At 62.9% G+C, this 11,433-nt stretch carries 10 protein-coding genes; 2 read left to right on the top strand and 8 right to left on the bottom strand.

Annotation, left to right across the window (positions count from 1 at the left end; translation table 11 throughout):
* The 3 genes from ACXJ7R_RS14850 to glmM all read right to left on the bottom strand — a co-directional run.
* A partial coding sequence (locus tag ACXJ7R_RS14850; protein WP_457152490.1) for an outer membrane beta-barrel protein occupies positions 1 to 535 on the bottom strand: 535 nt, incomplete at its 3' end.
* 298 nt (positions 536 to 833) lie between these two features.
* On the bottom strand, positions 834 to 1,661 hold the full coding sequence (locus tag ACXJ7R_RS14845) for an outer membrane protein (protein ID WP_457152489.1): 828 nt from the start codon (positions 1,659 to 1,661) through the stop codon (positions 834 to 836).
* 300 nt (positions 1,662 to 1,961) lie between these two features.
* On the bottom strand, positions 1,962 to 3,314 hold the full coding sequence (gene glmM / locus ACXJ7R_RS14840) for a phosphoglucosamine mutase (protein WP_184872352.1): 1,353 nt from the start codon (positions 3,312 to 3,314) through the stop codon (positions 1,962 to 1,964).
* 368 nt (positions 3,315 to 3,682) lie between these two features.
* On the opposite strand from glmM, the gene ACXJ7R_RS14835 reads away from it, so the two are divergent.
* On the top strand, positions 3,683 to 4,522 hold the full coding sequence (locus ACXJ7R_RS14835; RefSeq protein WP_457152488.1) for a hypothetical protein: 840 nt from the start codon (positions 3,683 to 3,685) through the stop codon (positions 4,520 to 4,522).
* Between the two features lie 65 nt (positions 4,523 to 4,587).
* On the opposite strand, the gene ACXJ7R_RS14830 is transcribed toward ACXJ7R_RS14835, so the two are convergent.
* Entirely contained in the window at positions 4,588 to 5,508 is a 921-nt protein-coding gene (locus tag ACXJ7R_RS14830; protein WP_457152487.1) for an NAD(P)-dependent oxidoreductase, read from the bottom strand.
* On the bottom strand, positions 5,505 to 6,269 hold the full coding sequence (locus ACXJ7R_RS14825) for an SDR family oxidoreductase (protein WP_457152486.1): 765 nt from the start codon (positions 6,267 to 6,269) through the stop codon (positions 5,505 to 5,507). The genes ACXJ7R_RS14830 and ACXJ7R_RS14825 overlap by 4 nt, the downstream gene beginning before the upstream one ends.
* Before the next feature lie 232 nt (positions 6,270 to 6,501).
* On the opposite strand from ACXJ7R_RS14825, the gene ACXJ7R_RS14820 reads away from it, so the two are divergent.
* Positions 6,502 to 6,822 (top strand): winged helix-turn-helix transcriptional regulator, encoded by a 321-nt coding sequence (locus ACXJ7R_RS14820; protein WP_457152485.1) that lies wholly within the window; start codon positions 6,502 to 6,504, stop codon positions 6,820 to 6,822.
* Between the two features lie 70 nt (positions 6,823 to 6,892).
* Here the strand turns inward: ACXJ7R_RS14820 and ftsH are convergent, their stop codons facing one another.
* From ftsH to ybgF, 3 genes are all read right to left on the bottom strand, one after another.
* Positions 6,893 to 8,821, bottom strand: a complete 1,929-nt coding sequence (gene ftsH / locus ACXJ7R_RS14815; RefSeq protein ID WP_095089505.1) for an ATP-dependent zinc metalloprotease FtsH — start codon at positions 8,819 to 8,821, stop codon at positions 6,893 to 6,895.
* Positions 8,822 to 8,948: 127 nt separating this feature from the next.
* Entirely contained in the window at positions 8,949 to 10,319 is a 1,371-nt protein-coding gene (gene tilS / locus ACXJ7R_RS14810; RefSeq protein ID WP_457152491.1) for a tRNA lysidine(34) synthetase TilS, read from the bottom strand.
* 58 nt (positions 10,320 to 10,377) lie between these two features.
* A partial coding sequence (gene ybgF / locus ACXJ7R_RS14805; RefSeq protein ID WP_457152484.1) for a tol-pal system protein YbgF occupies positions 10,378 to 11,433 on the bottom strand: 1,056 nt, incomplete at its 5' end.

Below are 11,433 nucleotides of genomic sequence, written 5' to 3'. Positions count from 1 at the left end.
CATTGTTGTCGATGAAGCTAGCCGAAAGCTTGCGCGTGCTGCGGACAACGCCGATACCGGCGCCGAGGTACGGCGTGATCCCGACATAGGTACCAAGGTCGACATAGCCATTGAGCATGCCCGAGAAGGCGTAGTTCTTCAGCGATGCCGATGCCACGGTCGACTCTACCGGCGGCGTCACGATTGCTGAATTGTCATAGCCGACGCTGATCTTGTTGCCGGGCAGGTAGCCGAGATTGAGATCGGCACGCAGATAGTCGTTGAAATGGTAGCCAAAGCCGATGCTGACAAAGATGGGATCTTCCTTGTCGTCGTAGCTCGCCGGCGTGAAGGTGAAATCCTTATTTTCGAAGCTCTTCTGCACCAGATAGGAGACATCGCCGCGCAGATACCAGCCCGAGCCGACCTCGACGGGCACATAGTCCGGCGCCTGGTCGACGTAGATCGGCGGATCATAGTCGGCGGCGAGCGTGGGCGTCAGCGGCATAAGGGCAAGTGCGCCGAGCGCCAGCGCTATACGCGAAGTAACTGTCATGGACCCGACTCCCGAATTTGGCGCCGCCAGCTATTGCAACGGCAGCCATCGTTTCAGGAAGCATTGTTAACCATAGTGGTTAAGTGCCGGTTAAGGCTAACAGAGCGTTAGCAAATTCATTTCCGGCGGAAACTTTCATTGCAGGCGACCCACGAGAAATTCCAGGAAAAGTGTCAAACGGATCGCGTCAAGACAAAGAGATAGAGCGGTTCTGCGTTTCCATGAAACGCAGAACCGCTCAAACGAAAACCGCCCGGTCGATGCCGGGCGGTTCGCGAACTTGCTGGGAATGCTAGCGTTACTTGGTGTAGACCGGCTCGGGTTCAGGCTGATAGGCAACCACCGGCGCCGCGCAACCGTTGTTCCCGCCGAACTGATAGCGCAGGCCACCGCGCACCTCGTGGGTGTTGATGCCGCCGTCGAAGCCAGGGCCGGCGCTGCTTGCGTCCCATTCGAACATGCGACCGCCCTGGATGTGGCTGTAGCGATAACCGGCATCAAGGATGATCTTGTCGGTCAGGCAGTAGGAAGCACCGGCCATCAGAGCGTAGGCGAAGCGCCAGTTGGACGAGCCGGAGTTGAACTCGGTGGTGTTCGGGTCCCTGAGATCATCCCATTTGACATGCGCGCCGCCGATGCCGGCGCCGACATAGGGTGTGATGCCATGGTATGTGCCGAGATCGGCATAGGCGTTTGCCAGCAGGAGCAATGCGCTCATCTTTGACTCTTCGGTCGATGTCGAGACGGCATCCGAAGTGCCGCCGTCGAAGTTCGACTTGAACCAGTAGTCGGCAGTCAAGTCCGTGCGGAAGTAATCATTGACCTTGTAACCAACACCGCCGCCGAGCGAGAAACCGCCCTTGAGATTGGCGAAATCGAAGCTCTTGTTGCCGGGTGTGATCAGGCAATTACAGGGATCGATGGAGTAAGTCATGTAGTCGACGCCGCGCACATCCGACTTGTGATAGTCGATATCGCCGCGAATATACCAGCCGCCAATATCGGCCGGCTGCTCGTAGACCGGCGGCGGAGCCTCTTCGACCACCGGGAGGTCGGCTGCGAAAACCGGCCCGGTCAGCCCCGCGAACAGCGTAGCGAGCAGGGCCTTTCTTGCTGTATTGAACATGCTTGTCACCCCTAGGAAGTTCGGAACGGCGATCGTGTCCGAAATGCGATTGCTTTCAGTCGTGGATAATGAATTGCAAAGGTTAAAAGGCGTTTAACCCTGTTGCTTAACCACGAATCTCTACACTTCGAGGAATCGGGGCGCGACTTTCGAGACCGGGAGCGACTGCTGGCCAACAAAAAGCCCGCCAGAAGGGCGGGCCTTTTTTGCGGGTGGATATGCTGAGGCGCGACGCCTGCGTGGGCGCTTGGCGACGCCCTTCGGGCGCGCTGGGCGCGACGCCCTTCGGGCGCGCTAGGATCAGGCGGCGCTGCGTGTTTCCGAGATGACTTCGACGATGTCGTTGACGACGGCCTCGACCAGTTGCGGGTCGTCGCCCTCGGCCATGACGCGGATCAGCGGCTCGGTGCCGGATGGCCGGATGACCAACCGCCCGGCCTTGCCCAGGCGGTGACGGGCGTCCTCGATGGCTGCCTTGACGGGCGCTTCCTCGAGGGGCTTGCCGCCGGAAATATGGACGTTCTTTAGAAGCTGCGGCACCGGTTCGAATTTCTTCGACAGCTCGCTGACCGGCCGACCCTGCCGTTTGATGCAGGCCAGCACCTGCAGCGCCGAAACGAGGCCGTCGCCGGTGGTCGAGAAATCCGACAGCACGATATGGCCCGACTGTTCGCCGCCGACATTGAGCCCATGCGCGCGCATATGCTCCACGACATAGCGGTCGCCGACCTTGGTGCGGTGCAATTGCAGCTTCATGTCGCCGAGGAAACGTTCGAGGCCGAGATTGGACATGACCGTCGACACGACGCCGCCGCCGGCAAGCCGCCCGCTCTGGTGCCAGGATTCGGCGATTAGCGCCATGATCTGATCGCCATCGACGATCGCCCCGTTCTCATCGACAATGACCACACGGTCGGCATCGCCGTCGAGCGCGATGCCGATGTCGGCGCGCACTTCGTGCACTTTCTTCTGCAGACCCGCGGGATGGGTCGAACCGCATTCCTTGTTGATGTTGAAGCCGTTGGGTTCGACATTGATGGCGACGACTTCGGCACCCAGTTCCCACAGTGCCTCGGGCGCCACCTTGTAGGCGGCGCCATTGGCGCAGTCGACGACGATCCTGAGGCCCGAAAGCGACATCGAGCGCGGCAAGGTGCGTTTGGCGAATTCGATGTAGCGGTCATGCACGCCGTCGACGCGCTTGGCGCGGCCAAGCCCGTCTGAATCCGCGAGCGTCAGTTCGATGTCCTTGTCGAGCATGCCCTCGATGCGCTCTTCGATCTCGTCGGAGAGCTTGTAGCCGTCGGGGCCGAACAGCTTGATGCCGTTGTCGTAGTAGGGATTGTGCGAGGCCGAGATCATGACGCCGATATCGGCACGCAGCGAACGCACCAGCATGGCGACGGCTGGCGTCGGGATCGGGCCGAGGAGGAACACGTCCATGCCGGCTGCGCACAGGCCGGACACCATCGCATTCTCGATCATGTAACCCGAAAGCCTGGTATCCTTGCCGAGCACGACGCGATGACGATGACTGCCGCGCTGGAACGAGAGGCCGGCGGCCATGCCGACCCGCATCGCGATTTCAGCGGTCATCGGAAATTTGTTGGCGCGCCCGCGAATGCCGTCCGTGCCGAAATAATTCCCTGCCATGCTTACCAGATTCCTCGACAGTTCTTTGCCGGCACGTCATGCCACAATTGGCCAGGGCGCCATGATCACATTGTGTGATTGTATGTTACCAATCCTTAGAAAATCATTGTTGTGCACTGCACACAGCATGACTGCAACCCAATTGCTGAGACTGCCACGCTGCACTATACCAGTCATGCGAGCATTTCAGCGCGGATGCACCTGGAAAAATCTTGCTCGCAATCCAGCAACAGGCAACAATTTCATCACCTTATCGGGAGGAGCCAGCTTTGGGCGGTATATACGCCACTTAGCATCTGGCGCAACCGACCGTTGAGCGTTATTGATTTGCAGGGACGTATCATGGGCTGCTGCAACGGAGAAACGCTATGCTCATCCACCGACTTGCCACTTTGACCGGCCTCGCCGTCGCGACCTTGTTCCTGGCTTCGCCAGCCAACGCGCTGACGATGGCCGAGTGCAGCACGAAGTATAACGCCGCCAAGGACGCGGGGACACTCGCCGGAGCGACCTGGAACCAGTTCCGCAAGGCGCAATGCGGCACCGATGCCGCCGCGACAACCGATACCAAGCCAGCCGACACCAAGAAGGCAGCTGAAACGAAGCCGGCCAAGGCAGCCAAGACGACCACCGCCGCGGCAACCGACAGCACCGCCAAGGGCCTGACGGCAAAGGAATGCAGCGCCAAGTACCAGGCGGCGAAGGCTGCCGGCACCCTGAACGGCATGAAGTGGAACGACTTCCGCAAGGCCGAGTGCGCCGCCGGCGCATCAGCCGCCGCCGACACCAAGCCGGCAACCACCAAGGCTGCCGCGGCTCCCGCCGACAGCAAGGGTCTAACCATGGCCGAATGCAGCACCAAGTATCAGGCTGCCAAGACGGCCAACACGCTGAAAGGCATGAAGTGGAACGACTTCCGCAAGACCGAATGCGGTGCCGCCGCGTCGGATGACGACACGGTGCCGGCTCCGAGTGAGGCAAACTACACCAAAGAGCCGGCAAAGCCGACGACGGCTGCACCGAAGGGCGTCACTTTCCCGTCGGCTATCTCGCCGAAATACGCCAGCGAGACCCCCGGAAAGGGCCGCATGCATACCTGTCTCGACCAGTACTATGCCCTCAAGGACGCGAACGCGCTTGGCGGCCTCAAGTGGATCCAGAAGGGCGGCGGCTTCTACAGCCTCTGCAACGCCAAGCTGAAGACCTGAGCGCCATATAGCCAGACAAACACAAAGGCCCGCGAGGCATCAGCTTCGCGGGCCTTTTGTTGCGTTCAAACAGTCTCAATCGACCTGTTCTGTGACTGCAGAAGCTCGACCAGGCTGGTGAGATCGGCGCTAGCCTTGCCGGCCGCCACGCCGCGCTTCATCRGGCCTTGCATCGGCAGCATGAGTTCGGTGCTGATGCCTGCGGCCTTGCTGGCATCGATCAGATTGACATAGGCCTCGGCCTGCATGCCGAGATTGGAGGCGACATTGCTGGTGTGGTCGCCGGCGTCGATCTGCTCGGCCCATTTTGGCAACCCACCTTGCATCGCTTGCAGCCATGACGTCAGCAGCGGCATGAATACACCGGCTGGAATTCCCGCCGATCCCGTCAGCGCCAGCGCTTGGATCACACCCCCGAACAGGCCATACATGCCCGCCAGCAGCGCGATATCGTGAAGCGGCGCCAGGCCGGCATCTTCGCCCAGATATTTGCTGGTGCCGAGCRCATCGAGTTGTTCCGAGTGCATGTCGAACCCCTGCTTGGAGCCGCTGTAGAGGACTAGGGCGTGCCGCCCGCCGATCATCGGCGGCACCGCCATGATGCCGCCATCGACATAGTTGGCGCCGTGCGTGAGGGCCCACTGCGACATCGCCCGCGCCTGCTCGGGCGTGCCGTTGGTGAGATTGACCAGTGTGCGGCCAGACAGCGCTTCCCGCGCGGGAGCAAGGGCCTCGTGGACCGTGTCGTAGACGAGAAGACACACCACGATCAGCGGGCTCGACCTGACGGCCTCCTCGACGCTGGCAGCCACGACAGCACCCTTGGCCGCCAAAGCGTGCGCCTTTGCTGGAGAACGGTTCCACACGGTCACCACATGGCCTTTGTCGAGGAAGGCCTCGGTGAGAGCCGTGCCCATGGCGCCAAGGCCGATTACGGTCATATCGCTCATCTTGTGTCTCTCCGTGGTTCGGGTTTGCCAGGTCACACCGGCAAGGGGCTCAGGTCCTGGCCAAGTCCGCCATCGACGGTCAGTCGCGCGCCTGTGGTGAAGGTTGCGTCGAAAGCCAGGAACAGCACCGCATGCGCCACCTCATCGATGGTGCCGTGACGCCTCATAGGCGTGACCGCGTCGCCAATCGCCATGAAGGCCGCCCGCTCCTCGGCGGAAGCGCTCGCCACGCCCATTGTCGGCGTATCGATGAAGCCGGGGCTGACCACATTCACGCGGATCCGGCGCGGCAGGAGCTCGGCGGCGAGGACCTTGGCGAAAGCGCGAAGTGCTGCCTTCGACCCGGAATAGACGCTCATTCCGCCGTTGCCGGATTCATCGGCGATCGATGAGGTGAAGACGATCGCACCACCATCCTTGATCAGCGGCAACAGGCGCTGTGCGGTGAAGAAGGCGCCTTTCGTGTTGACGCTGAAGATGCGGTCGTAGCTGTCCTCGGTGACCCGCTCCACCGGCTCGAGATTGGCAACCCCGGCATTGATGTGAAGGAAGTCGATCTGGCCGAGCTTCTGGCCCACTTCGGCCCCGAGCGTGACGATATCGGCCATGTCGCCGATGTCCGACTGCACGACATGGGCGCGCGAAAACAACTTCGCGCGGGCGGCTTCGATGTTGCGGTGATCGCGGCCGGTGACCAGCACGTTGGCGCCGCCTTCGACCAGCGCCTCCGCCACGGCAAGCCCCATGCCGTGCGTTCCGCCGATCACCACGGCCTTCTTGTTTGCGTATCGTGTCATGATCCATCCCTTTCGCCAAAATTCGACCACCGACGGCCTTTGCAGGCCGAAGCAAGGTACCGATATGTTGTTGTGCTGTTTGCCGGTGCCGGCGATCTGGTTTGAAGTTATGGACCGGCTTGGTTTTTCTCAAGTACCGACAAAAATGTAAGCCACCCACCGATTGCTCAGAATTGGATGAAATATGGGAAAGAAACAGCCAGATAGTTGCGGATTGGGACCGGCGCTGGAGGTGATCGGCGGCAAATGGAAAGCTTTGCTACTCTGGCAGATCCACAAGGCGCCGGCGCGCTTCGGTGAACTGAAGCGCCTGGTGCCCGACATCAGTGAAAAGATGCTGATCCAGCAGCTGCGCGAAATGGAGGCCGACGGCATCGTCCACCGCGAGGTCTTCCCCGAAGATCCGCCCCGGGTCGAATACTCGATCACCGAATTCGGTATCGAGCTGGACAATGCCCTGATCCCGCTCGCCAGATGGGGCAAGCAACATGCCGGCCGGTCCGACGGGCAAGGCCACGGCAAGGCAAGCGCGCTCGCGCCGCACGGCCTGTGACCAACGCCGAACAGCAAAACGCCGCGGGTTGAAGCCGCGGCGTTTGTTTCTCAAAAATCAGTGGCCCCTGTCAGCTTGACGGCTGCGGTTCCATGCCGCCTTCGGGCTCCGGCCCCTTCTTGCGCCGGCCACCGGACTTCGGCACCGCCGACCCACGGCTGGGCGGCGTGTCGTCGCCAAGGTCGCGCGAAGGCTTCTGCCCGGCGATCAACTGCTTGATCTCTTCGCCCGACAGCGTCTCGTATTCGAGCAGCCCTTCCGCCAGTGCAATCCATTCCTTCTTCTTCTTGGTCAGGATGGATTTTGCCGTCGAATAGGCCTCGTCGATCAGGCGGCGCACTTCGGCGTCGATGATCTGCGCGGTCTCTTCCGAGACGTTTTGCGTACGCGCCACCGAATGGCCGAGGAACACTTCCTCCTGGTTGTCGCCATAGGCGACGTGGCCGAGCTTGTCGGAAAAGCCCCAGCGCGTGACCATGGCGCGCGCCAGCTTGGTCGCCTGCTCGATGTCCGAGGAGGCGCCCGAGGTGATGTTTTCCTTGCCGAACTTGAACTCCTCGGCGACACGGCCGCCCATCATGATGGCGAGCCGCGAGATCATGTATTTGTAGCTCATCGAGTAGCGGTCGCCTTCCGGCAACTGCATGACCATGCCGAGCGCCCGGCCACGCGGGATGATGGTGGCCTTGTGCAGCGGATCGGCCGACGGCACGTTGAGCGCCAGGATGGCGTGGCCGGCCTCGTGATAGGCGGTCAGCGCCTTCTCGGCCTGGGTCATCGCCGACGAGCGACGCTCGGCGCCCATCATGATCTTGTCCTTGGCGTCCTCGAACTCGGCCATCGTCACCAGGCGCTTGTTGCGCCGAGCGGCCATCAGCGCCGATTCGTTGACGAGGTTCATCAGGTCGGCGCCGGAGAAGCCCGGCGTACCGCGAGCGACGACCTTGAGGTCGACATTCGGTGCCAGAGGCACGTTGCGCACATGCACCTTGAGGATCTTTTCGCGGCCGACGATGTCGGGGTTCGGCACCACCACCTGGCGGTCGAAGCGGCCCGGCCGCAACAGCGCTGGGTCGAGCACGTCGGGCCGGTTGGTGGCGGCGATCAGGATGATGCTTTCGTTGGACTCGAAGCCGTCCATCTCGACCAGCAGCTGGTTCAGCGTCTGCTCGCGCTCGTCATTGCCGCCGCCGAGACCGGCGCCGCGATGGCGGCCGACGGCATCGATTTCGTCGATGAAGATGATGCAGGGCGCGTTCTTCTTGGCCTGGTCGAACATGTCGCGGACGCGGCTGGCGCCGACGCCGACGAACATCTCGACGAAGTCCGAACCGGAGATGGTGAAGAACGGCACATTGGCTTCGCCGGCAACCGAGCGGGCGAGCAGCGTCTTGCCGGTTCCCGGAGGGCCGACAAGCAGCACGCCGCGCGGAATCTTGCCGCCGAGCCGCTGGAACTTCTGCGGATCGCGCAGGAACTCGACGATCTCTTCCAGGTCTTCCTTGGCTTCATCGACGCCGGCAACATCCTGGAAGGTGACGCGGCCATGCGCCTCAGTCAACAGCTTGGCCTTCGACTTGCCGAACCCCATGGCTCGTCCGGAGCCGGACTGCATCTGGCGCATGAAGAATATCCAGACGCCGAGGATGAGGATCATCGGCAGCCACGAAATCAGATAGCCGAACAGCGAATTGGAACCGTCGCTCTCAGGCCGCGCATTGATGGTGACGTTCTTGTCCTGCAGCCGCGAGACCAGCGACGGATCGCCGGGCGAATAGGTCTGGAAGCCGCTGGCATTGTCGGTGTAGGTGCCGGTGATGCGAGCGCCCGCAATGGTCACCGTCTTGACCCGGCCCGCCGCGACGTCCTGCAGGAACTGCGAATAAGGCACATCGCTGGAAGCCCCTCGCGTCTGCGGCGTCTGGAACAGATTGAACAGGGCGATGAGCAAGACCGCTATGATCGCCCAGAGCGCGAGGTTGCGATAGTTCGGATTCATCAATTGTCCCGTTGGCGTCCGCGCGTCGGACACACGTCATGAGAGGAAACTTGCGCCTAACATAGGGAGAGCGCCTCCCCTTGCCAAGCAGAACAGCAGGTCTGGGTTAAGCTTTCGCCCAACATCGTCAGGCACTGTGGCCACTGAAAGGCAAGGCGGGAAGCGGGGCCGCGCCAATCAGCCTGGCGACGGCCCGCGCCGGTGCCAGGTCGAAGGACGGCAGGAAGCGGGCAAAGGGGGCAACGGCCGGCCGTGCCTCGACCACAGCAGGGGCCCGGATGCTCCCCGGCAAACCCAAGCATTCACCGGCTCGCCATAGCGCCGGCTCGGCGGCGAGCGCGGCGCGCATCAGGCTTGGCGGGGTTTGCCCCTCGCCGATCGGCGGCCGCTTTGCTGCTGCGCCGAACGGGGCGATCAACAATGCGCCGCTGCTGTCGTTCAATGTGATGCGCCGGCGGCCATCCCAGAGGGTGCCCTCGGTGACTGCGGCGGCGGGCGGCAGGCCGCGCGCCTCGCGGTGCAGGAAGATGCCGGCGCGCCGGGAATCGACCACCGTCCGCGACAATGTGGCGCAAAGAAATCCGGCCTTCAGCCGGCCAAACAGCGCCTCGCTGCGGGCCTGGTCCGGCAGAAAGGCAATCCCGCCGGTCGTGGCCAGCAGAAGGCGCAGTGCGTAGACGGCCGCCTGCTCCTCCCCGGCGTTCAGCAAGCCAGGATCAAGACGAATGAGCGCGGCCGCCGGCTGGGTCGCGAAACGGTGGATCAGGTCAGCGGCAGCCAGGCCAAGCTGCCGGCGCGCGTTGCCCTCATGCGCGGCCAGCGCCAGCGCATCGTCGATGCGCTGCACGCCGTCGCCGTCGGCGAGCCTAGCGCGCAGGCGCGGCCGCTCGAAAGCCTCGTCGACATTGGTCGGGTCATCGGCCCAGTCGACATGTTGCCGCCGCAGGACGTCGCGCAACGCCGCGCGTCGCGTGCCGAGAAGCGGCCGCACGATCCAGCTGCGCCAGTCATACAAGGTGGCCGGCGCCATGCCGGCAAGCCCGCGGCCCGCCGTGTCGGCATGGCTCCCGCCCTCATCACGGACCTGCCGCATCAATACCGTTTCCGCCTGGTCGTCGGCGGTATGGCCGGTCAGGATCAGGCCGATGCCTTGCGCCAGTGCCGCCTCGGCCAGCAGCCGGTAACGCGCTTCCCGGGCCGCGGCGGGCAGACCGGTCAACGGCTTGGGGCCGGACCATTTCAGGATGCGATGCGCAATTGCGTGCGTGGCGCACAGCTTCGCCATCCCCTGCGCTTCCGCTGCCGAACCGGGCCGCAAATCGTGGTCGATCGTCACTGCCAGCAGCTTCGTTGCCGGCGCAGTGCGGTCGAGATGGTGTTTGAGAAGGAGGAGCAGGGCGGTCGAGTCGCTGCCGCCGGACACGGCCGCAACGGCGCCGCTGGTAAAATCGATATGCGAAAAAAGGCTCTTCGAGAGGTCAGGCTCGATATCGAGCATCAATGCATGTCGCCCAAAGATGGTCCCGGTTTCGGGGCAACGACATGCACGGAAAGGATCAGCACGCCGCCAGCGCCTTTTCCTGCTTGACGCGTTCCTTGAGCGCGCCGGAGATGTCGGGGTAGCGCTTGCCGATCTCGCTGAAGGTGGCGCAGGCCACGTCATGCTGCTTCAGGCCGACCAGCGACACGCCGAGCTTCAACAACATGTCGGGAGCTTTCTTGGCCTTGGGATAGTCCTTGCTGGCGGAGAGGAAAGTCTCGGCCGCGTCGCGATATTTCTGCTGGCCGAGCAAAGACTCGCCAAGCCAGTAATGCGCATCCGCCGCCTTCGCATCCTTGGGGAAGCGGGAGATGTGATCGCGAAAACCCTGCTCGGCGGTGCTGTAGTCGCCCGAGAGGATGAACTGATAGGAGTTGCGGTAGAGTTCCTCGGGGTCGTTGGTGGCGGGCAATGCCGCCACCACCGTGCCGTCGGACTTGCCGGCCTTGGCCGGAGCGCCGCTGGCTGGCGCGGTGTCCTGCACCGGCGCGGTCGCCTGGGTGCTGCCGCCGGCATCGATGACATTGCCGTTCTTGTCGACAGTGATGGTGCCGAAAGTCTTTTCCGGCGCTCCCGTTCCTGGAATCACCTTGCCGGGGTCGCCATTGGGCGATTCGACGATGACCTCCTGGCCGGCGGCGGGCGCGGTGCCCGCATCGGCCGGCGCCTGCGTTGCCGGAGCCGCTGCCACATCGGTGTTGGTATCCGTCGTGGTGGCGTCCGATTTCTTCTGTGCCGGCGGCTGCCCGCCTTGCGTGCCGCCTTCAAGCTGCTGGAAGCGGAACTCGTTGTCTTCCTGCTGCTTGCGGATCTGCTCCTGCATCTGCAGGACCTGGAAATTGAGTTCCTCGATCTTGCCGTTCATCTGCCGCAGCTGCTCTTCCAGCCCGGTCACGGCGGTACCGTCGGACTGCACCAGCTGAACCTGATCCGGTTTCTTCTTCTGGCCGAAAATGCCGGGCAATTCGATGCTGGGCAGATGGAAGGAAAAGCCGCTGTCGGTCGATTGCCCTGTGCCCGCCAGAGCCGTGACGCCTGATAGGAGCAACAGCGCAAGGGTGCCGCTTAGAAC

This window comes from Mesorhizobium sp. P5_C1 (assembly GCF_054049815.1).
Note: the sequence above shows the minus strand (reverse complement) of the source record. Positions and strands in the feature narration are given on the sequence as shown.